This window comes from Herbidospora solisilvae (assembly GCF_009901565.1).
GTDB classification, from domain to species: Bacteria; Actinomycetota; Actinomycetes; order Streptosporangiales; family Streptosporangiaceae; genus Herbidospora; species Herbidospora solisilvae.
Genome location: NZ_WXEW01000009.1, coordinates 384,405 through 406,084, shown reverse-complemented (window position 1 = coordinate 406,084; position 21,680 = coordinate 384,405). Strand labels below are relative to the sequence as shown.

The 21,680-nt window shown below is 69.4% G+C and carries 16 protein-coding genes and 1 pseudogene; 12 read left to right on the top strand and 5 right to left on the bottom strand.

Annotation, left to right across the window (positions count from 1 at the left end; genetic code table 11):
* Window positions 1–132: 132 nt before the first annotated feature.
* Window positions 133–1,785, top strand: a complete 1,653-nt coding sequence (locus GT755_RS30355) for a sensor histidine kinase (protein WP_235967624.1) — start codon at window positions 133–135, stop codon at window positions 1,783–1,785.
* Window positions 1,786–1,793: 8 nt separating this feature from the next.
* Here the strand turns inward: GT755_RS30355 and GT755_RS30350 are convergent, their stop codons facing one another.
* Window positions 1,794–2,435: a response regulator transcription factor gene (locus GT755_RS30350; RefSeq protein ID WP_161482999.1), complete on the bottom strand. Its 642-nt coding sequence runs from the start codon at window positions 2,433–2,435 to the stop codon at window positions 1,794–1,796.
* Between the two features lie 107 nt (window positions 2,436–2,542).
* Between GT755_RS30350 and GT755_RS30345 the strand changes: the two genes are divergently transcribed.
* The 8 genes from GT755_RS30345 (at window position 2,543) to GT755_RS30310 (ending at window position 12,471) form a co-directional block, all read left to right on the top strand.
* Complete coding sequence (locus GT755_RS30345; protein WP_161482998.1) at window positions 2,543–3,928, top strand: cytochrome ubiquinol oxidase subunit I; 1,386 nt, start codon at window positions 2,543–2,545, stop codon at window positions 3,926–3,928.
* A 9-nt stretch (window positions 3,929–3,937) separates the two neighbouring features.
* On the top strand, window positions 3,938–4,936 hold the full coding sequence (gene cydB, locus GT755_RS30340) for a cytochrome d ubiquinol oxidase subunit II (protein ID WP_161482997.1): 999 nt from the start codon (window positions 3,938–3,940) through the stop codon (window positions 4,934–4,936).
* A gap of 101 nt (window positions 4,937–5,037) precedes the next feature.
* Window positions 5,038–5,592 (top strand): DoxX family membrane protein, encoded by a 555-nt coding sequence (locus tag GT755_RS30335; protein ID WP_161482996.1) that lies wholly within the window; start codon window positions 5,038–5,040, stop codon window positions 5,590–5,592.
* 122 nt (window positions 5,593–5,714) lie between these two features.
* Complete coding sequence (locus GT755_RS30330; protein WP_161482995.1) at window positions 5,715–8,012, top strand: phosphoketolase family protein; 2,298 nt, start codon at window positions 5,715–5,717, stop codon at window positions 8,010–8,012.
* A gap of 31 nt (window positions 8,013–8,043) precedes the next feature.
* The gene (locus GT755_RS30325) at window positions 8,044–8,883 is read left to right on the top strand and encodes a universal stress protein (RefSeq protein ID WP_161482994.1); all 840 of its coding nucleotides are present in this window, start codon (window positions 8,044–8,046) and stop codon (window positions 8,881–8,883) included.
* Window positions 8,880–11,486 carry a cation-translocating P-type ATPase gene (locus GT755_RS30320; RefSeq protein WP_161482993.1) on the top strand — a complete coding sequence of 869 codons (2,607 nt, stop codon included), beginning with the start codon at window positions 8,880–8,882 and terminating at the stop codon, window positions 11,484–11,486. Before GT755_RS30325 ends, GT755_RS30320 begins: the two co-directional genes overlap by 4 nt.
* Window positions 11,483–11,953 carry a CBS domain-containing protein gene (locus GT755_RS30315; RefSeq protein WP_161482992.1) on the top strand — a complete coding sequence of 157 codons (471 nt, stop codon included), beginning with the start codon at window positions 11,483–11,485 and terminating at the stop codon, window positions 11,951–11,953. The genes GT755_RS30320 and GT755_RS30315 overlap by 4 nt, the downstream gene beginning before the upstream one ends.
* A gap of 92 nt (window positions 11,954–12,045) precedes the next feature.
* Window positions 12,046–12,471 (top strand): pyridoxamine 5'-phosphate oxidase family protein, encoded by a 426-nt coding sequence (locus GT755_RS30310; protein ID WP_161482991.1) that lies wholly within the window; start codon window positions 12,046–12,048, stop codon window positions 12,469–12,471.
* Between the two features lie 48 nt (window positions 12,472–12,519).
* On the opposite strand, the gene GT755_RS30305 is transcribed toward GT755_RS30310, so the two are convergent.
* Window positions 12,520–13,893, bottom strand: a complete 1,374-nt coding sequence (locus GT755_RS30305) for an Acg family FMN-binding oxidoreductase (RefSeq protein WP_161482990.1) — start codon at window positions 13,891–13,893, stop codon at window positions 12,520–12,522.
* Between the two features lie 495 nt (window positions 13,894–14,388).
* Between GT755_RS30305 and GT755_RS30300 the strand changes: the two genes are divergently transcribed.
* Window positions 14,389–14,856, top strand: a complete 468-nt coding sequence (locus GT755_RS30300) for an MFS transporter (RefSeq protein ID WP_161482989.1) — start codon at window positions 14,389–14,391, stop codon at window positions 14,854–14,856.
* Between the two features lie 161 nt (window positions 14,857–15,017).
* Window positions 15,018–15,227 (top strand): annotated as a pseudogene (locus tag GT755_RS41680) (NADP-dependent oxidoreductase); the annotation flags it as partial.
* Window positions 15,228–15,517: 290 nt separating this feature from the next.
* Here GT755_RS41680 and GT755_RS30290 read toward each other — a convergent pair.
* The gene (locus GT755_RS30290; protein ID WP_161482987.1) at window positions 15,518–16,525 is read right to left on the bottom strand and encodes a helix-turn-helix domain-containing protein; all 1,008 of its coding nucleotides are present in this window, start codon (window positions 16,523–16,525) and stop codon (window positions 15,518–15,520) included.
* A 123-nt stretch (window positions 16,526–16,648) separates the two neighbouring features.
* Window positions 16,649–17,020 carry a hypothetical protein gene (locus GT755_RS30285; protein ID WP_161482986.1) on the bottom strand — a complete coding sequence of 124 codons (372 nt, stop codon included), beginning with the start codon at window positions 17,018–17,020 and terminating at the stop codon, window positions 16,649–16,651.
* A 1,321-nt stretch (window positions 17,021–18,341) separates the two neighbouring features.
* Here GT755_RS30285 and GT755_RS30280 point away from each other — a divergent pair.
* Window positions 18,342–18,806: a hypothetical protein gene (locus GT755_RS30280; protein ID WP_161482985.1), complete on the top strand. Its 465-nt coding sequence runs from the start codon at window positions 18,342–18,344 to the stop codon at window positions 18,804–18,806.
* A gap of 24 nt (window positions 18,807–18,830) precedes the next feature.
* Here the strand turns inward: GT755_RS30280 and GT755_RS30275 are convergent, their stop codons facing one another.
* Window positions 18,831–21,671 (bottom strand): helix-turn-helix transcriptional regulator, encoded by a 2,841-nt coding sequence (locus GT755_RS30275; protein ID WP_161482984.1) that lies wholly within the window; start codon window positions 21,669–21,671, stop codon window positions 18,831–18,833.
* Between the last annotated feature and the right edge of the window lie 9 nt (window positions 21,672–21,680).

Sequence of the window (21,680 nt, the reverse complement as noted above, 5' to 3'; positions counted from 1 at the left end):
CCAGGTTCTCGCCCGCCGTCCCGCCTGCCGCAGGGCCGGAGGGCTCTGCGGTCAGGGACTTTGGTCCACCGATGCACTTGGTGCCACAATTCGGAAATGACCACGGGGGGAACGCATCCTCTGATTCCGAGCATGCGCCTGGACGAGCTGCTCGCCGAGCTCCAATCACGCCTGGAGGCGGTGCTCGCCACCCGCGACCGGGTCCACACACTCCTGGAAGCCGTCGTCCTGGTCGGCAGCGACCTCCAGCTCGAGACGGTGCTCCGGCGCATCGTCGAGACCGCGACCCAACTGGTGGACGCCAGCTACGGCGCCCTCGGCGTGATCGGCGAGGAGAACACCCTGCTGGAGTTCATCCCGGTCGGCCTCAGCGAGGAGGAGATCGCCCGGATCGAACACTGGCCCCACGGTCTCGGCCTGCTCGGACTGCTGATCAAAGAGCCCCGGCCACTGCGGATGTCCCGAATCTCCGACCATCCCGAGTCGTACGGGTTTCCCCCCGGCCACCCGCCGATGGGTTCCTTTCTCGGCGTCCCCCTGAGACTCCGTGAGGAGGTCTTCGGCAACCTCTACCTCACCGAGAAACGCGGCGGAGCCGACTTCGACGAAGAGGACGAGGCCGTCGTCATCGCCCTCGCCACGGCCGCCGGCGTGGCCATCGAGAACGCCCGCCTCTACGGCGAGACCCACCGCCGGGAGATCTGGTTGCAGGCCAGCTCCGAGGTCACGACAAGCCTGCTGTCCGGCGCGGACGTCGGCGACGTGCTCAACCAGGTGGCCCGGAACGTCCGGGACATGGCGGACGCCGACGTCGCCTCGATCCTCTTCCCCATCGACGACGGCCGGGCGCTGCGCGTGCTGATCTCCGAAGGCGCCGAAAGCCTGCTGGGCACCGAGATCGGCATCGACGGGACGCTGGCCGGCCAGGCCTACCGGACCGGCGAGCCGGTCACGGTCCGCGACCTGGCCGCGACCGACTACGAGACCTTCGACAGCCTGCCGATCGGTCCCGCCACCGCCGTCCCGCTGGGCGCGGCCGGATCGATCAGGGGCGTGCTGACCTTCGGCAAACGGCCAGGGCGCGTTCCGTTCGCCCCCTCGACGGTGCGCATGCTGCACTCCTTCGCCGGCCAGGCCGCCATCGCGCTTGAGCTGGCCGAAGCGAGGAGAGACGCCGAGCGCCTGGGCTTGCTGGAAGACCGCGACCGCATTGCCAAAGACCTGCACGACGTGGTCATCCAGCGGCTGTTCGCGGTGGCGATGACCCTGATGAGCACCATCCGGCTGGTCGACCGGCCCGAAGGGGCCTCCCGCGTCCAGCACGCCATCGACGAGCTCGACGCCACGATCCGCCAGATCCGGGCCACGATCTTCGCGCTCCAGGGGCCGCTCGGGCCGGGCGGCTCGGGTCTGCGCGCGCAGATCGTCGATCTCGTCGAGGGAACCCGAGGGCACCTGGGGTTCCTTCCGGGACTGCGGCTGGAGGGGCCGCTCGACAACGCCGTCCCGGAACCCGTCGCCGAACACCTGCTCGCCGTTCTCAGAGAGGCGCTGTCGAACCTCGTCCGACACGCGAAGGCGACCCGGGCCCAGGTCACGGCGGAGGTCGGCGGCGGGAACATCACGCTGACGGTGGAGGACAACGGTGTCGGCCTGTCCCCGGACGGCCGCAGGAGCGGGCTGCGCAACCTGGACGACCGGGCCGACCAGCTGGGCGGCACGTTCGAGGCGGGTCCGGGCGCACTCGGTGGGACGCTGCTGCGCTGGAGCGTCCCGACCGGCTGACAGAGCCGTCAGTCGTGCCGGTCGGCCTGGAGGCGCGCGGCCAGGGCGGCCACCTGGGTGCGGCGCTGCATGCTGAGCTTGGTGAGCAGGGTGGACACGTAGTTCTTCACCGTCTTCTCGGCCAGGAACATGTGCTCGCCGATCTGGCGGTTGGTCAGCCCCTCGCCGATGTACTCCAGGATGCGGCGCTCCTGGTCGGTCAGCGCGGCCAGGGGATCCTTGCGCGCCGCGTCGTCGCGCAGCCGGTGCAGCATCGCGGCGGTGGTCTGGGGATCCAGCAGCGACTGCCCGGCCGCCACCGTGCGCACGGCCCCCACCAGGTCGGACCCGTGGATCTGCTTGAGGACGTAACCCGACGCGCCTGCCATGACCGCCTGGAACAGCGCCTCGTCATCGGCGTACGAAGTCAGCATGAGGCACGCCAGACCGGGCACCCGGTTGCGCACCTCGCGGCAGATCTCCACGCCGTTGCCGTCGGGCAGCCGCATGTCGAGCACCGCGACATCGGGGCGCAGGGCGGGGATGCGCGCGATCGCCGACTCCGCGGTGCCGGCCTCGCCGATCACCTCGATGTCGTCCTCGCTGTCCAGGAGCGCGGCGACACCGCGCCGGACGACCTCGTGATCATCGACAAGAAAAACCCGAATCATGCCGCCAATTTACTTTTACCGGACATAACGCAACAGGGACCAAGGTCCTGCCGTGCGAGGACCGAGTCCCCTGGGGACGGCCACATCCGGCCCTCCACGCTCCCACCATGGACGTCCTCGACCTCTCACGCTGGCAGTTCGGCATCACGACCGTCTACCACTTCCTGTTCGTCCCGCTCACCATCGGCCTGTCGGTGCTGGTCGCGAGTCTGCAGACCGCCTGGTACCGCACCGGGAAACCCGGATACCTGAGGCTGACCCACTTCTGGGGCAAGCTCTTTCTGATCAACTTCGCGATGGGCGTGGTCACCGGCATCGTGCAGGAGTTCCAGTTCGGGATGAACTGGAGCGCCTATTCGCGCTTCGTCGGTGACGTGTTCGGCGCGCCGCTGGCCATGGAGGGGCTGATCGCCTTCTTCATGGAGTCCACGTTCCTCGGGCTGTGGATCTTCGGTTGGGACCGGCTGCCGCGCCGGGTCCATCTGGCCACCATCTGGCTGGCCTCCATCGGCACGGTCATCTCGGCGTACTTCATCCTCGCGGCCAACTCCTGGATGCAGCATCCGGTGGGATACCGGCTCAACCCCGTGAGCGGACGGGCCGAGCTGACCGACATCGGCGCGGTGCTGACCAACTCCACCACGCTGGTCACCTTCCCCCATGTGATCTTCGGGGCGTTCGCCACGGCCGCGGCGTTCATGGCCGGTATCAGCGTCTGGCAGATCGCCCGTGACCGGGACGCGGCCATCTTCCGCACCTCCGCGAGGCTGGCCATGTCGGTCGGCCTGGTCGCGGCTCTCGGGGTGGCGGTGTCGGGCCACGTGCAGGCCCAGATCATGACCGAGCAGCAGCCGATGAAGATGGCGGCGGCCGAAGCCCTCTGGGAGGACGAGACCTCGGCCGGGTTCTCGTTGTTCGCGATCGGTGACGTCGAGAACGGCCGCAACTCCGTCAACGTCCAGGTGCCCAACGGACTCAGCCTGCTGGCCACCAACAGCCTTGACGGCGCCGTCGAAGGCATCAACGACGTGCAGAAACGCTACGAGGCCACCTACGGCCCCGGCGACTACAAGCCGGTCGTCGGAATCGCCTACTGGTCGTTCCGCCTGATGATCGGCTTCGGCGCGCTGGCCGCGCTGCTCGCCCTGGCCGGACTCTGGCTGATGCGTCGCGGGCGCTTCCCCGGCGGTCCCTGGTTCACCCGGATCGCCCTGCTCGGCATCGGGCTGCCGTTCCTGGCCAACTCCCTCGGCTGGATCTTCACCGAGATGGGCCGCCAGCCGTGGACCGTCTTCGGCGTGATGCGCACCGCCGCCGCCGTCTCCCCGGGCGCGAACGTGCCAGAGGTGGCCCTCACGTTGGTCGGTTTCACTCTCGTGTACGCCGTCCTCGCCGCCGTCGAGATCCGGCTGCTGATCAAGTTCACCCGACTCGGGCCCGACCCCGAGTCCGGCACCGAAACCGTCCCGGCCGCGCCGGCTCTCTCCTACTAGAAGGCCCCCATGGAACTCACCACCATCTGGTTCATCCTGATCGCGGTCCTGTGGACCGGTTACTTCGTCCTGGAGGGCTTCGACTTCGGGGTCGGTGTGCTGCTGCCGTACGTGTCGCGCGACGAGGCCGATCGCAGGCTGGTCGTGGCCTCGATCGGACCTGTCTGGGACGGCAACGAGGTGTGGCTGCTGGTCGCGGGCGGCGCGACGTTCGCCGCGTTCCCAGAGTGGTATGCCACCCTGTTCAGCGGCTTCTACCTGCCGCTGTTCCTCATCCTGCTGGCCCTGATCGCCCGCGGGATCGCCCTGGAGTATCGCAACAAGAGCGATTCCACCCGGGGCTGGGACCGCACCTTCTTCTGGGGCTCCCTCGCCCCCGCATTTCTGTGGGGCGTCGCCTTCGCCAACATCGTGCGAGGCGTCCCCCTGGATGCCCGGCACGAGTTCACCGGGAATCTGCTCACCCTGCTCAGCCCCTACGCCCTGCTCGGCGGGGTGACCACGCTCGCGCTGTTCACCTTCCACGGGGCTCTGTTCCTCACCCTGCGCACAAACGGCGAACTGCGCCAGACCTCCGCTCGTATCGGACGGCAGGCCGGGCTGGCCGCCTTCCTGGCAGGAGGGCTGTTCCTGCTGCTCACGCAGCTGAACGACCCGAAACCAGCCACCTGGGTCACCACCGTCGTGGCGGCGGCCGGCATCGCCGCCGCATTGGCGCTCATCGGGCGGCGTGACGGCTGGGCGTTCACGGCCAACACCGTCGCCATCGTCGCGATCACCGCCACGCTGTTCGGCGGCCTGTGGCCCGACGTCATGCCCGCGCTCGACCCGGCCAACAGCCTGACCGTGACGAACGCGAGCTCCACCCCGTACACCCTGAGCGTGATGACCTGGGTGGCGGCGATCTTCACCCCGGTCGTGCTGGCCTACCAGGCGTGGACCTACTGGGTGTTCCGCCGGCGACTGACCGCGCCCAGGGACGAAAGTCCCGTCAGACAGGGGTCTTGAGGACCACGGCGGGGAGTCTTCCAGCCCTGAGCACGGCCCCCGGAAAACGGTGTCATTGAAGTATCACAAGGCGACAGAAAATCCCCTGAAAGGGGCCGACGATGGCCACCACGCACGGACGCCGCATCTTCCACACGACCCCCCTCACCCCCCAGGCGGCCACCCCCGCTCCGCGCATCGCGGACCAGGTCTGGGCCGTCGCCCGCATCGCCCTCGGCTGGATCTTCCTGTGGGCCTTCCTCGACAAGCTGTTCGGATTCGGCTTCGCCACCCCCGCCGCCAAGGCGTGGATCAACGGCGGCACCCCGACCACCGGCTTCCTGAAGGGCGCCGCCGAAGGCCCCCTCGGCGGGTTCTACAACGCGCTCGCCGGCCACGCCCTGGTCGACTGGCTGTTCATGCTCGGCCTCCTCGGCATCGGCGCCGCCCTGATCGCCGGCATCGGCCTGCGGGTCGCCGCCGGGGCGGGCACCCTGATGATGGTCATGATGTGGGGCGCGGAACTGCCTCTCCAGACCAACCCCTTCATGGACGACCACATCGTCTACGCCGTCGTCCTCATCGGCCTGGCCGCCGCCGCGGCCGGCGACACCTGGGGCCTGGGCCGCTGGTGGGCCCGCCTCCCCATCGTCCAGAAGTACCCGATCCTCAAGTAGCAGCCCACGCATCGCGACGACGCCCCCCGGTTCTCGGAGGGGCGTCGTCGCGTTTCCAACGGCCCTTCCCTACGGGACCTTGGTCCCTGGGATGGCCACGGCGCAGAAAGGACGATCGAAGCATGGACACGCTGGAGAAAGTCGACGCCTACTGGCGGGCCGCCAACTACCTCTCGGTCGGCCAGATCTACCTGCTGGACAACCCCCTGCTGACCGAGCCCCTCACGGCCGCGCACATCAAGCCGCGCCTGCTCGGCCACTGGGGCACCACCCCCGGGCTCAACTTCGTCTTCGCCCACCTGAACCGTGTCATCACCGAACGCGGCCAGGACATGATCTACATCGCCGGGCCGGGCCACGGCGGACCCGCCGCCGTCGCGCACGCCTGGCTGGAGGGCTCCTACAGCGAGACCTACCCGGACGTCTCCCAGGACGCCGCCGGGATGCGCCGCCTGTTCCGCCAGTTCAGCTTTCCGGGCGGCATCCCCAGCCACGTGGCGCCGGAGACCCCTGGCTCCATCCACGAGGGCGGCGAACTCGGCTACTCGCTCGCGCACGCCTACGGCGCGGCCTTCGACAACCCCGGCCTCGTGGTCGCCTGTGTCATCGGCGACGGCGAGGCGGAGACCGGGCCGCTGGCGGCGAGCTGGCACTCGAACAAGTTCACCGACCCCGAGCGCGACGGCGCCGTCCTGCCGATCCTCCACCTGAACGGCTACAAGATCGCCAACCCGACCGTACTGTCCCGGATTCCCGCCGAAGAGCTGACCAAGCTCATGGAGGGCTACGGCTACCGTCCATACACCGTCGAGGGCGAGGACCCGGCGGCCATGCACAAGCTGATGGCCGACACCCTGGACGCCGTCTTCGACGACATCGCGGCGGGACTCCAGCCGATGATCATCCTGCGTACCCCCAAGGGGTGGACCGGCCCCAAGGAGGTCGACGGCGTACCAGTCGAAGGAACATGGCGCTCCCACCAGGTGCCGCTGGCCTCGGTCCGGGAGAACCCCGCCCACCTCGCGATGCTGGAGCAGTGGATGCGGTCGTACCGCCCGGAAGAACTGTTCGGCGCCGACGGCCGTCCCGTCCCGGAGATCCTCGGCACGGTGCCGTCCGGCGACCTGCGCATGAGCGCGAGCCCCCATGCCAACGGCGGAAAACTGCTCCGCCCGCTTGTCCTGCCCGACTTCCGCGACTACGCGGTGGACGTGCCCTCACCCGGCACGGCCACCACCGAGCCGACCCGCGTCCTGGGCGGATTCCTGCGGGACGTGATGGCCGCCAACGAGGCCAACTTCCGGATCATGGGCCCCGACGAGACCGACTCCAACCGCCTGTCGGCCGTCTTCGACACCACCGACCGGGCGTGGAACGCGCAGATCCTCCCCACCGACCAGCACCTCGCACGCGGCGGCCGGGTCATGGAGGTGCTGTCGGAGCACCTGTGCCAGGGCTGGCTGGAGGGCTACCTCCTCACCGGCAGGCACGGCCTGTTCAACTGCTACGAGGCCTTCATCCACATCATCGACGCGATGTTCAACCAGCACGCCAAGTGGCTGTCCACCACCCGGAAGATCCCCTGGCGCCGCCCCGTCGCCTCGCTCAACTACCTGCTGTCCTCCCACGTCTGGCGGCAGGACCACAACGGCTTCAGCCACCAGGACCCCGGATTCCTCGACGTCGTCGTCAACAAGAAAGCCGAAGTGGTCCGCGTGTACCTGCCACCAGACGCCAACACCCTGCTGTCGGTCGCCGACCACTGCCTCCGCTCGCGCGACTACGTCAACGTGATCGTCGCCGGGAAGCAGCCCGTCCTGGACCTGTTCGGCCCCGACGAGGCGATCACCCACTGCACCCGCGGCCTCGGCATCATCGACTGGGCCTCCACCGACGCCGGCGAGGAGCCCGACGTGGTGCTGGCCTGCGCGGGTGATGTCCCGACACTGGAGACCCTCGCCGCCGCCGCGCTGCTGCGTGAACACCTGCCGAGCCTGCGGGTCCGCGTCGTCAACGTGGTCGACCTGATGCGCCTCCAGCCGTCGGCCGAACACCCGCACGGGATGCCCGACGCCGAGTTCGACGCCCTGTTCACCACCGACAGGCCGGTCATCTTCAACTTCCACGGCTACCCCTGGCTGATCCACCGCCTCACCTACCGCCGGACCGGCCACCCCAACATCCACGTGCGCGGCTACAAGGAGGAGGGCACCACGACCACCCCCTTCGACATGGCCATGCTCAACGACATCGACCGTTACCACCTGGTCATGGACGTCGTCGACCGCGTCCCCGGCCTGGGCGCCACACAGGCGCACCTGCGCCAGCGGATGAGCGACGCCCGGCTGCGCGCCCGCGCGTACACCCGCGAACACGGCGAGGACCTCCCGGAAGTCCGTGACTGGACATGGTCCCATTGAGAGATCACGACCGCGGCAGAAGGAGAAGACCATGATCGTCGTTGGGGTGGACGGAATGCGTCCTGGAGTCCTCGCGGCCGAGTGGGCCGCCAGGGAGGCGGTGCTTCGCGGCCTTCCGCTGAACGTCGTGAACGTCGTCCCCGCCTGGTGCCTCCTGGGTGACCTCACCGGCGCGATCGCCGGGGTCGGCGCATGGATGCGCAACGGCGGCGAGGCCGCCCTGGCCGAGGCGGCGGCCGCCGCCCGGCGCGCGGCGGAGAAGGCGGCCGTCGAGACCTCCCTGCTGGGTGGCGATCCCCGGCACGAGCTCATCGAGCTCTCGAAGGAGGCCGACCTCCTCGTCGTCGGCGATTCCGGCATGGGTTCCCTGCGGGGCCTCCTGATCGGGTCCGTCGCCCTGGGCGTGGCCGGGCACGCCTACTGCGACGTGGTCGTGGTGCGCGGCTCGGCGACCACGTCGCAGGCTGAGGTCGTCGTCGGCGTCGACGGGTCGGACGCCCAGGCCGGCGTGCTCGACTTCGCCTTCCGGGAAGCCGCCGCGCGCGACGCCGCCCTGCGTGCCGTCCTGGCCTGGAACTGGCGGGACGTCCTCGGTGCCGGCACCCTCGGCGACGAACCGGAAGACGGCAGGCGGGCCCTGGCGGAGGCCATGGCCGGTCGTCGGGAACTCTTTCCGGACGTCCGAGTGTCGATGGAGGTCGTCGAAGGGCACCCGGTCGACGTCCTGCGCCAGGCCGCCGCCCAGGCCGAACTCCTGGTGGTCGGATCACGCGGACACGGCGCTCTGGCCGGGATGGTCCTGGGGTCGGTCAGCCAGGCCCTGCTGCACGTCGCCCCCTGCCCCCTCGCCGTCGTACGCACGCGACGATGAAGACACGAGGTTTCGAACACCATGGGCTCTCCACCCGTGAGGCGGCGGTCCTGCTGAAGCGGGAAGGCCCCAACTTGCCGCCGCAGCAGCCCCCGACACCCTTGTGGCGGCGGATCGCCAGGCAGATGAAGGACCCGCTGATCCTCGTCCTGCTCGTGGCCGCCGCCCTGACCGCCGCCACCCGGGACTGGGCCGACATGAGCGTGATCCTGCTGGTGGTCGTGGTCAACACCACCGTCGGAGTCGTCCAGGAGGTACGCGCCGACCGGGCCATCACCGCCCTCTCGCGGCTCACCGCCCCATCCGCCCGGGTGGTCAGAGACGGCGCCCAGGCTCCGGTCCCGGCGGCCGAGGTGGTGCGGGGCGACCTGCTGGTGCTGGCCGAGGGGGACGTGATCCCCGCCGACGCGGTAGTGGTGGAGTCGGCCGGGCTGCTGGTGGACGAGTCGGCCCTGACCGGGGAGTCCGTGTCGATCGACAAGGGCGACGGCGACCCCCTGTCGGCGGGGACCATGGTGGTGCGGGGGCGGGGCCAGGCCGAGGTGACGGCGGTCGGGGCCGCGAGCGCCGTCGGCCGCATCGCCTCGATGATGGGCGAGAAGGCGGCGCTGACGCCGCTCCAACGCCGGCTGGCAGGCGTCGGACGCGTGCTCGCCGCGGTCGCGGTGGCACTGTGCGCGCTGGTGCTGGCCCTGGGCCTGCTCCGGGGGCAGCCGGTGGAATTGATGGTGGTGACCGCGATCAGCCTCGTCGTCGCCGCCGTACCCGAATCCCTGCCGGCCGTGGTCACACTGAGCCTCGCGCTGGGCGCCCGGCGGATGACCACGCGGTCGGCGCTGGTGCGCCGCCTGCACGCGGTGGAGACCCTGGGCTCGGTGACCCTGCTGGCCACCGACAAGACCGGCACCCTCACCGAGGGCCGGATGGTCGTCCGCCAGATGTGGACCCCCGCCGGAGAAGCGCTGCTCACCGGCTCCGGCTACGCCCCGGAAGGCGAGATCCGCCCCTCCCCCGGCACGACCGCCGCCGACTTCACCGACCTGGCGACCGCGGCGGCCCTGTGCAACGACGCCACGCTCGTCCGCGACGCCGATGGCAGATGGGAGGCGCTGGGCGACCCGACCGAGGCCGCCCTGCTGGCCGCCGCCGCCAAACTGGGCCTGGACCATGCCGAGCTCCGGCGCCGGTTCCCGAGGGTCGGCGAACTGCCCTTCGACAGCGACCGCAAGCGCATGACCACCGCACACCGACTGCCCGACGGCCGGACCCGGGTGATCTGCAAAGGCGCCCCCGAAGTGCTGCTCCATCCCCCGCTGCTCGGCGACGCGCCGGAGTCGCTGGAACGCGCGGCCGCGGAGGCCGACCGGCTCGCCCGCGCGGGCTACCGGGTGCTGGCGGTCGCGCGGGCCGACCTCGACGGAACGCCTGCGCGCGTCGAGGAGCGCGGCCTGCGCCTGATCGGCCTGGTGGCGATGCTCGACCCGCCGAGGCGGGAGGCCGCCACCGCCGTGACCGCCTGCCGCAGGGCCGGGATCCGGCCCCTGCTGATCACCGGCGACCACCCGGGAACCGCCCGCGCCATCGCCGTGGAACTGGGCATCGTCGACCACGACGGCCTGGTCGCCGACTGCCGCGAGAAAGACGCCCACCGGCAGGACGCCACCGTCTACGCCCGCGCCACCCCCGCCCAGAAACTGGACATCATCCGGCGCCTGCGCGACCGCGGCGAGGTGCTGGCCATGACGGGCGATGGGGTCAACGACGGTCCCGCCCTGCGGCAGGCCGACATCGGGGTGGCCATGGGCCTCCGGGGCACCGAGGTCGCCCGTCAGGCCGCCGACCTGGTACTCGCCGACGACAACCTGACCACCGTGGTCGCCGCCGTCCAGGAGGGCAGGCGCGTCTACGCCAACATCCGCCGTTTCCTCGTGTACGGCCTGTCCGGCGGGGCCGCGGAGATCGCCGTGATGCTGCTGGGCCCCTTCCTCGGCCTGCCGCTGCCGCTGCTGCCCGCCCAGATCCTGTGGATCAACCTGCTCACCCACGGGCTGCCCGGCGTGGCCCTGGGCGGCGAGCCCGCCACGCCCGGATCCATGGACGCCCCGCCGCGCCCTCCGAGGGAGAGCATCCTCGGGGCGGGCCTGTGGCAGCGCGTGGTCCGCATCGCCGCGGTGCTCACCGCCGTGACACTCGGCGTCGCGGTCTGGGCTGCCCACACCGGCCGCCCCTGGCAGAGCATGGCCTTCCTGGCCCTGGGCACGGCACAGCTCGGCGTCGCCCTCGGCTCACGCACCCGGCCCGGCACCCGGGCCAACCCGCTGCTGCCGATCGCCGTCGCGGGCGCGCTCGCGCTCCAGCTGGCCGGGCTGTACCTCCCACCCCTGCGCGACCTTCTGGGCACCCGGCCACTGGCCGCCGGTGACCTGGTGATCGTGCTGGCGGTATCGGTGCTGGGCTACGCCGCGGTGCGACTCGACCGGGTCGTTCATCCCGGGCACCGACGGAGGTCCGCCCCCCTCGGGACCTTCGGCCCAGGCGCCGCTCCCCCACCGCGGGGTGCAATGGAGACGGATCAGAGCCTGTCCCAGGAGGGAAAGCCATGACCAGCCTGAATGCCCTCACCGCACAGGACGTCATGACCCGTGTGGTCGTCACGGTCGCCCCGGACGAGTCGCCGCTCATGGCTTGGGAGCTGATGCGTCGGACCGGCGTCCATCACATTCCGGTCATCAGCGCCGGCCGACGCCTGCACGGTCTGCTGTCGACGCAAGACCTCACCGACAGTTGCACGGGCACACTGGCCGATGTCTCCCGTCGCCAGGTCGGCGATCTCGTGAAGTCGGAGCGCACACCACGGGTCAGGCTGGACCGTCCGCTCGACGCCGTGGCCGAGACGATGCTCGACTCGGCCCGGGACGCTGTTCCCGTAGTGGACGAGCACGGCCGGGTGGTCGGCGTCATCACCGCCGTCGATGTGCTGCGCGCGGTCGCCGGCCGGATCACCTCCGAGCCGCGGCATGAGCCCGGTGATGTGCATCCCGCGCTCTTCCGGCTGCAGCCCGTCCTCTAGGTTCCGACCCAATCGCGGAACATATGGGGCAGTAGAATGACATTAATTCTGCCTACTCCCTTTGATAAATCATTTCCGAAATGGAGCACATGATGGCGGGCAAGCAGAATCCCGAGGCCGGCACGCTGGAAACGCTGAACGAGCAGGAGTGCCTGCAACTGATCGGCGCCGGCGGAATCGGCCGAGTGGCCTTCGGAGGCGCGCCGGGCCCCACCATTTTTCCGGTGAATTACCGGTTGCTGAACGGCGAGATCGTCTTCCGGATCCGTGAGGGCGGAACCATGGACGAGAGCCTGCGGTCCGGCATCGAAGACCTGGAGATCAAAATCGCCTTCCAGGTCGACCACATCGACGAGACCAACCATGAGGGCTGGAGCGTCCTCATCCAGGGCCCCGCCCACCACGTCCCGGAAAGCGACATCAAGGCGAACGTGGACTCCTGGGCGGGAGACGACCGCAACCACTACATCCGCATCGCCCCGCAACGTGTGACCGGCCGACGGATCAACCGGCTCTGATCATGGAATCGCCAGGTCGGCGGCGGTGGCCGCCGGCCTGGCCGAGTCTCACCGGTCGCGTTCCTCGGAGAGGACCTCCGACAACGGGCGCCTGACTCCGCGGGTCGTTTCATTCGGGTAGCCCAGACGGATCACCATCTGCGGAAACTCTTTGGAGCAGATCTCCGTCCGGATGAAATCACGAAGATTCGGATACTCCAGCAGTTGTGTGTGGAAGGCCGCGCTGATCCCGTGGACGGCGGCGTGCAGCAGCACACTCTGCAGGGCCTGTCCGGTGTGCAGCCAGTCCGTCCGCTCGTCTCCCGGAGTGGTGAGCAAGGCCACCACCCCCACCTCCGCCCCCGCGGCCTCGTCGGCATCGCCGCCCCAGCCCTGCCCCCGGCTGTAATCGCGTTGAGGGAATCGGGGCTGTTCCTGGCTTCGTCGCGGGTAGGCGTCGGCGGGCACGCCGTCCCGGCGTTCGCTACCCGGGCGTCGCCCCCAGCGGATCATCTCAAGATCGAAATTCGGATCTCCCGCTTGCGCCTCCTGGGCCACAGAGGTCAGTGCGGCCAGCATCTCCACCGCGGTCTCGGACGTGAGCGCGATCAGCCGGCAACTCTCCTGGGCGGCCTCCGTCACGAGCGATCCCAGCACGCCCTCCGGTATCGGCCGATCGGTGAAGCCTCCTCGGTGCGTCCGGCGACGCGTGATCTCCTGCCGGATGGTCGCGATCTCCTCACCGGCGGGCTCCGAAGGGCCGATCCGTACGGTGGCCACCAGCGACGGACGATCGGGATCGGGCAACATCCGCACGATCGGCGCACGATCCATGGCGCGTATCGCGGTCCTCATGTTGAACAGGGCCGCGCCACAACTGATCAGCAGTTGCCGTCCCTGCGGATCGCTGTAGGGCAGCCGCCGGTCCATGTCTGCGCGGAGGCTGATCTCCTCCCCGGCGATGGCGAACGACCACGGCTGGGTGTTGTGAATCGAGGGCGCCCACGTGGCGGCCTCCACCACGGCTTCGAGTCCTTCGCGCCCGTCGTTTGGTTCGATGAGGGACACCACGTCTGGCTGCCAGACCATCCCGGCGATCTTCCCGCTCGTCGGATCGACCACCGGAACCTGCCGGATCGCGTGGCGATCCATGAGCCGCGTGACCTCCCCGATGGTGGCGTCAGAGGTCACGCTGATGGCCGGAGAGCTCATCAGGTCCTCGGCTGTGAGTGAGCCGCCTCTCACCCCCCGGCCTCCGGAGGCGTCTGCCGCTCGCCGCAGATCACCTTCGGACACGAGACCGATCGGTCGGTCCTCCCGGTCGACGACGGCGACCGCCCTGACCGAATAGTCATCCATCGCGGCCACGATCTCTGCGAGACGGGCACCAGGCCGTACGGCGACTGCGGTCCGACCCATGACTTCCGCGACTTTGATCGGCATGGATCACCCCTAATCCCCTCATCACAGAGAGGCAACAGGCCATGTTGTCTTAGTAGACAACCGTTCCCGCATGCGAGCGCATAGGGCCGAAAGACCTCCAAAAGAAACTTCTGAAATCCTTGACCGCTGAATGGGACCGAGCCTGGCGGAGACGGCCTGGCGGAAATGCTCCCGCTTGTACGGCCGTCATGGCCGCCAGCGACGCGCTGTGGATTGGCAAACGCGGCGTCCTCACCATTGACGGCATCACCGACGTTCCTGACCGTCAGCACCGAAGCCGGCCTGGGCCGTCGGCGGCCACACGAACTACGGCACACCTATGCCACCCGGCTCCGTCAGCAAGGCGCCGACCCCGCCAGATCAAGGAACTCCTCGGCCATGAGTGCCCAGGCAAGAGCGCAAGCCATCAGGCTGAGAAACCCGGAGTCCCGACCCGGGGCCTTGGGATTTGGCGTCGCCGGATCCCGGTTCTTCGGCAACCAGCGGCATCCACGTATGCGTTCAAGAGGACCACTCCCGGGGCGCGGCAAGACGCTGCTCACTGCGCTGCCGCCGTGCATCTGCATCTCCACCGTCCCAGCAGGCATCGCCTCCGACCGCGCCGGCCGCCGTAAGGCCTTCATCTGCACCGCCGCGACGGTCATGGCCGGTGGCCTGCTGATCCCGCTGGCATGGCCGATCTTGGCGGGCTATCTGGTGATGACCGTCGTCATCGCGCTGGCCTTCGGCTGTTTCGAGTCCGTCGACACCGCGCTCATCACCCAGGTCCTGCCCCGCTCCAACTCCTACGCCCAAGACATCGGCGTGCTCAACATCGCCTCCATCGCCCCGCAGATCCTCGCCCCGCCGTGTCCGGAGCGCTCGTCGTGGGGACCGGCTCGTACGCCCGTGCTGTTTCCCACCGGTGCGGCCTTCACCCTGCTGGGAGGACTCAGCGTGCTGCGCGTACGTGGGGTGCGCTGACCGGCCGAACGTTGACGAAACGCTTGGCCGCTCGAACCGCAGGAAGTACCCGGCCGGCCGCCGCCGCAACTTGAAAGGGTCGACCCTCGCTTCGCCCTGTTCCGGAACACGTGCTTCGGAACCGTGGTCTACCCAGTGTCGTCCACGAAGGAGAGGCAACCATGCTGGCAGTGCAGTTCGACCGATTCGGCCCGCCGGACGTGCTGGAGATCGGTGTCGCGCCGGATCCCCGTCCCGGCCGGGGACAGGTGCGCATCAAGGTCAAGGCGGCCGGCGTCTCGCCGGTCGACCTCGCGCTGCCGCACATCCCGGGCGTCGACGCCGCCGGAGTGGTGGACGACCTCATCAAGATCACCGGCAGCGCGGACGGCGTCGTCACCCTGGCCGACTTCGAGGGTCCGTCCAAAGGCGTGCGCCTGTCCATGGGCCGGCTGGGCGGGCAGGCTGGTGGACGTCGCGGTTCGTCGAGCGGGGGCTCTTCCGGGTTTCCGTACGCGAGGTCTTCCCGGCCCACGACGCCACGGCGGCCCATGCGCTGGAGCCCCGCACATACACGGCCCTGACCGTCTGTTCCCGGCTCGTCTCGGGTCGCCAGGTCCAGGCCCGAGCGTCAGCGGCACGTGGACCCGAGCGTGGCCAGTCATGCTGCTCGGCGGCGTTGTCAGTGCTGGTGGCCGCTCTGTGCGGCGGTGGCGGATTGCTGCCGGAACTCTCGGGGGGACAGGCCGTAGGTGCTGCGGAAGGCCTGGCTGAAGTGCTGGAGGTTGGTGAATCCCCATCGGGCCGCGATCGCGGTGACGGTGCGGTCGGCCAGCCAGGGCTCTGCCAGGTCACGTCGGCAATGTTCCAGGCGGCGTTCGCGAATCCAGCCGGCGACGGTGCGTCCTTCAGTGCGGAACAGTTGGTGCAGGTAGCTCACCGAGATGTGGTGGACTGCGGCGATCGCGGCCGGGTTCAGGTCCGCGTCACCCAGGTTCGCCTGGATGAAAGCGTAGATCTGGGCGAGCAGCGCACGCCGCCGGCTGAGCGACGGTACCGTGCTGCGCTCGTCGAGTGCGCCGGCCAGCGCCGCGGTCAGGACGTCCATGGTCAGGGTGGAGATCCGGGTCGCCTCGGCCGGGCTGAGCTTTCCCGGGTCGCGGGTCAGCTCCCGGGCAAGCTGCAGCAGGTACTGCGAGGCCAGTGCACCGATTCCCCGGTCGCCCCGGATACGGACCGCGCCCAGCTTGCGCAGGCCCCGCTCGGGTAACGGCAGCAGCGAGCGCGGGAACTGCACTGACAGCACCTGGCCGCCTGCAGGGTCACTCGACCCGAACCTGGTCAGGTAGGGGTGGGAGCTGTCACGCAGCATCAGGTCCCCCACGCCCAGGTCCGCCTGCCGACCGGCCTGCTCCCCGATGGCGTGACCGCGCACGGTGCAGGTCACGAAGAGGGTTTCCGGGTCCGAGCGGCGGATCAGCCGGGGGGTGCGCTCGATCGTCAGCGCCGGCGCGGTCAGCAGGGTCGCCTGAACGGCTCCGAGCCCGTGGAGCGCGACCTGAGCCTGGAACGCACGTTCCAGATGCGGTTCGCAGCGGGCGTCCAGCGGCATCCACATCTTCGAGCTCATCTCGCGCCAGAAGGCGAACCGCTCCTGCTCCGGGACCTCAGCGAAGCTGACCACGTCCATGGGTCTCCACATCCGAGTATCGTCGCGGACCGACCCAGCATCACCCGGTCACGCTCTCGGCCACAACAGCGAGGGAACCCGGGAACAGCCCGGGTTCCCTCGCTTACCTGCCCTGCTGCCGGGTCAAACCTGCACGCAGGGCAGGCCCACCGAGTGCCAGACCCCGCCGATGCGCGACCAGCCCTCGGCGCACACCTGCCCGCTTCCCTTCCCGGACCAGCGCGAGGTGTCATGGCCGCCGGGCCAGTAGCCGTTCGGCGAACTCCGGCGCGACAGCCCCGGCCCCCAGACGTCCAGGTGCCCGTCGTGGACGGTGTTCCTGAACTCCGCCCAGACCTGATAGCCCGAGCCGGTGTAGGCGGTATAGACGCACACGTTGTGGTTGCAGCCGCTCGCCAGGACCTGGACGGGCGCGGCTGACGCAGCCTGCGCCGCACCCGCCGGGGCCAAGATGGCCGCGGCGGTGAGAAGCCCCAGCGCCATGCGCTTCCTCATGAATCTCCCCTTTCGACTGGCTTGTCACTCAAGGGTGCTGGCCAGGGCCGAGCCTGTCCTTATGGGGGAATGCACACCAGTTCCGTCTGCGTGCACTATCGGCGGTCACACTGCGCGCGGCAGGGCCGTCGTGCGCTCCGGGCCAGAAGAAGGACAGGGCAGAGCCGTGCGACCGGATGCGGCCGCGTGCGAGCCGTCGATCACCGCACGGCTCCGGGACCATGGTGCCGTGGCTGCTGGAACCGGGTACGTCTCGGCCGCTTCACCGCCCCGGACGGCCATCTCGCCAGGCATCTGGCGCCTCTGGCGGTCGAGCTCGCCCGGATCGCGAGCCCTTCCACCTTGTCGCCTGCACACAGCCATCACTGGGGACGACCTGGCCGGTATTCGTTTCGACGTCCGGGAGGGTTCTCCACCTAATCGAAATCGGAAAGCTGATCTGTCGCCTGCGTTCATCGCTTGCCCAAGGAAAGTCGCGCGTCCAGGGATCTCGAACATGTTGCCTTTATTTTTGTGGCCTGTTTCGCCGCCTTCGTGACCAGTGGGCTCTTCTTCGCCTGTTTCAACGGACGAAAGCACTGGATCGCCACGGAACGCGAATGCGTCCGTGAATCCGTTGATCTCGTTCTGGATTCCACGCCGACCGGGGACGAGCGCTTGGCCGTCATCGACGGCGTGATTCTCCACCCGGTTAATCGGGCGGCACATAACCGATTTGGTGCGACTCGAATAGGCCTCATGTGCGCTGGGCTGTTGCTCAGAAATGCACGACCATACCCGTCCATGCGCGCTCGGGGAATCGTGGCCAGTCCGCCGGATGCGGCGGGGGCCGGTTGAGGATCCGTGATCAAGGCGCGCAGCTCGGCCGGTCCGTTCCGCGCTCCACTTGCAGCGTATCTGGTACTCGTCCACACTGCCCGGTCGCCTTCACAGTTTTCCTAGGGCACAGATCAGATTGATTACGTGTGGGAGGGATGCGCCGTACAGAAGATGTTCAACGCCGTTCTCGTCTCCTTGCATGCTCCTGCCGATGTCTTCAAGAAGGGAATATCTGTCGCCACCAATCGGCTGGTATCACACCGGCTATGTGAAGTCCCCCCGTCTATTGGCGAAGCCCGCAATAGGCGTTCGCGCTTCACCCATGGGAAGAAGTCACCTTCTACGGCCCTGAAGCCTGCCTGGAAGTCAAGGTCGTCCCCAGGCAGGGTTCCTGTGGCGCAAGGCCGTCCTCCACGGGTCCGACCGCCACATCGGAAACGGAGCGACGCCCCCTTCCCGGCCCCGTCCGTAATCCCATTTCACCGAAACGAAAAGGCCCATCATGAAAAATTCCTGGAAGACGACTTTCCTCACGGTTCTCATCAGCGCCGGAATGTTCCCCGCCACCGCACACGCCTCGACGCCCTCCGCCGCGGACGGTGGGAACGGGCTCTCGGCGATCAGTTGCGCCGCCGAGAAGAAGTTCAACAAGCTCAACACGTCCGGGACCCTGTGCATCGAGCGCGATGGGTCGAAGGTGCGGCCCGTCGTCCGCTACTTCAACATTTCCGGGAAGTCCCAGGCCTACCGGCCGAAGGTGCTGCGCATCTGGGGCATGGGCGGGCTGGTGGATCAGCCCTGCCTGAACCCCACCGCCGACCCCTGGTGGCTGGTGCTCGCCGCGGCCAAGAGTTCGAGCTGTGTGGGCGACTGGGTCTATGCCGGAGCCTCCCCGTCCTATGTGACCGGAATAGTGAAGGATCTGCGTAGCGATGTGGAGAACTCCTTCACCACTGCCTGGATTTGAGGCGAGGCCGCGCGGCCTGAACGGTCATTCGGCGGGCGGGAGCGAACGAAGGGCCGACTTCAGGCCGGCTCGGCCGTTGATGCCGAGTTTTCGGTAGGCGCTGGACAGGTGGACCTCGACGGTCTTGGCCGAGACGAAGAGCAGGTGGGCGATCGCCCGGTTCGTTCGGCCTTCCGCCGCCATTTCGGCGATGCGCCACTCGCTGGCGGTCAGCTTCACCGCGTCCGTCTGCGGGGCGGAGGGCGCTGCTCCCGTCGCCCTGAGCTCCACCTTCGCCGCGACGGCCAAGGGCGCCAGGCCCGCCGGGGCCGCGACGTCCAAGGCTTCGGTCAGGCGTCGGCGGGCGGCGACTCTGTGGCCCGAGCGCCGCAACGCCGAACCGAGGTCGAACAGGGCCTTCGCGTAGGGAAGCCGGCACTGCGGGGCCGCCGACAGCAGGTCGACCGCTTCTTCGAGTTCGAGGAGCCCTGATGCGCCCGACGCGATGGTTCCGTGCAAGCGCAGTGCCTCCCCCAGCGCGCCGGGAGCTCCCCAGCGCCGGGCCAGGCGCAGCTGCTCCGTCGCGTGTTCCGTCGCCTCGGCCGTCCGTCCCAGCAGGTGCAGGCAACGGGCGGCTTCGCCGCGCCACAGGGTGAACGCAGGGTTGGTCACCCCGGCCCCCGCCCAGTACCGGCCGGCCAGAACCGCCTCCTCAAGGGCGGCGTCCAGGCGTCCGATCCGCCTCAAGAGCCGTGCCCGGCGCTCTTGGAACATGACGGTCGCCGCGTCGGGCGGACCGAAGGACGTCAGGTCGGTCTCGGCCAGGGAGGTCGCGTTCTCCGTCCGCCCTTGCTCCAGCAGGATGTCGATGAGGTAGGCGTTGATCCACACGATGCCGCGCCGGCTCGCGACCGCGGTCATCAGCTGCTGCGCGGTACGCATGTCGGCCTCGGCGGCGGGAAGGTCCGCGCGTTTCAACCGTGTGTAGGCGCGCTGGAGCAAAGCCGGCCCCAGGTCGCGCAGGGAGCCGGATCGTTCGGCCGAACGAATGTAGTCGTCGAGGATGCTCTCGATCTCGGGTGAATCGGCCGCCATCAGGACCAGCCAGCCATGACCGGCCAGCAGCGGCAGCGGGCCGGCCGCGCGCTCGTCACCGGGGCCGCCGTCCCGGCGGTCGGCCACGCTCACGAAGGCCCGCCGGGCGCGCCCGACCGCGCCGGGCTCGCAGACGGTCATGTCGTGAAAGGCGATCGACCACTCCAGCATCCGGCCGCCCACGCTGTCATCGGGTACGACGTGCCAGAGGTGGCGCAGCCCGGTGACCGTCTCGTCGCGGCCGGGAAGCATGTTCGCGATCTGCAACAGACACGCCTGGGCCTGGCGGGCCAGGTCGCCGTCAGGATCGGTCACCTCTTCCAGGGCCTTGCGGTAGAGCGCGGCCCCGCCGGGGACGTCACCGAGCTGCCAGAGCGCATAGCCCCACATGGCGAACATCAGCGCCCGATCAGGCGCGTCGGCGACCGCGGAGGCCTGTTCCAGCAGGACGACAGCGGTACCGAGATCGACGTTCATCGCCGCTGACGCGGCCGCCATGAGCGTCGCCGAGCGGCGCGGGGCCGGAAGCGGTTCCCGCAGGAGCCGTTGCAGATACTCCAGGGCGCTCCCCGGTGAGCCTTCGCGCAGAGCCGCCTGCGCCGCCCGGTCCAGGACCTGCGCCATCCACGGCTCACCGGCGGGCGGGGCGAGCAGCAGGTGCGCGGCGACGCGTTCGTCCGGGGAACCGTGCCGGGCGAGGAGCCGTGCGGCACGGAGATGCCGGTAGTGCCGGTCGCCGACGCCGAGGGAGTCGTAGATCGCCGCGTGGACGAGGGGATGGACGAACCGCAAGCTCGGCCGTCCCGGCGCGGGTCCCTTCTCGAGCTGGAGGATTTCGAGGGCCGCCAGGGTCCGGACGGCCTTCTCGCCGGCCCCGCGCTCCATTCCCGCGACATGGCACGCGTCGGCGAACGGCGCGTCGTCACCGAGCAGAGCGGCCGCGCGCGCGAAATCGGCGATGGGACCGGGCAACGCCGCCATCCTGCGGTCGACCCACCGCTGGACCGCGCGGGCGCCGTCCGTCCGCACCCGGGCCGCGTTGGCGTCGACCGGGGTGGTTCCCTCGGCGATCAGCAGTGACCCGAGTTCATGCAGGAGCAGAGGATTTCCCGCCGTGGCCTGATGACACGCCGCCACGAAGACGTCGTCGGCGGGTCCGAGTCGCTCGCCGATGAGCAGGCCCGTCGCCTGCTCCGTCAGGGGTTCCGGCCGGAGGACCTGAACATCCGGATCGGCCGAGAGGAGCGGGAGGAGCCGTACGTCGGATCCCGGCTCCTCCGGTCGGGTCGCGGCCACCAGCAGGAGCGGCAGCCTGGGCAGGCGGGGCAGCAGGTAGGTGAGGAACCGCAGGCTGGCGGTGTCGGCCCAATGGAGATCGTCCACCTGGAGGATCAGCGGACGGCCCGCGCACAGGTTCGCCACGAGCCCGTGCAGCCCCTCGAGCAGGGCGACCTCATCGGTCTCCGCACCCTCGTCCGATCTGACGAACAGCGATCGGGCCGGGCGGGCGGCACCACGGAACAGTTCGTCGCGCGCTTCGGCTTCGACGGACGCCCCGACCACGAGACCTTCGAACAGTTGCCGGACGATGCCGAAGCTGAAGGTGTGCTCGAGCGCTGTGCCCCGGGCGGTCAGCCGACGACAGCCATGTGTGCCCGCCAGCTCGTTCAGACATGAGAGGAGGGTGGATTTGCCCACGCCGGCGGCGCCCGAGAGCAGGATCATTCGTCCGCCCGCCCTGATCCCCCGCACGCCGTTCTCCAATGCGGCGAGCTCTGCCTCCCGTTCCAATATCACAGG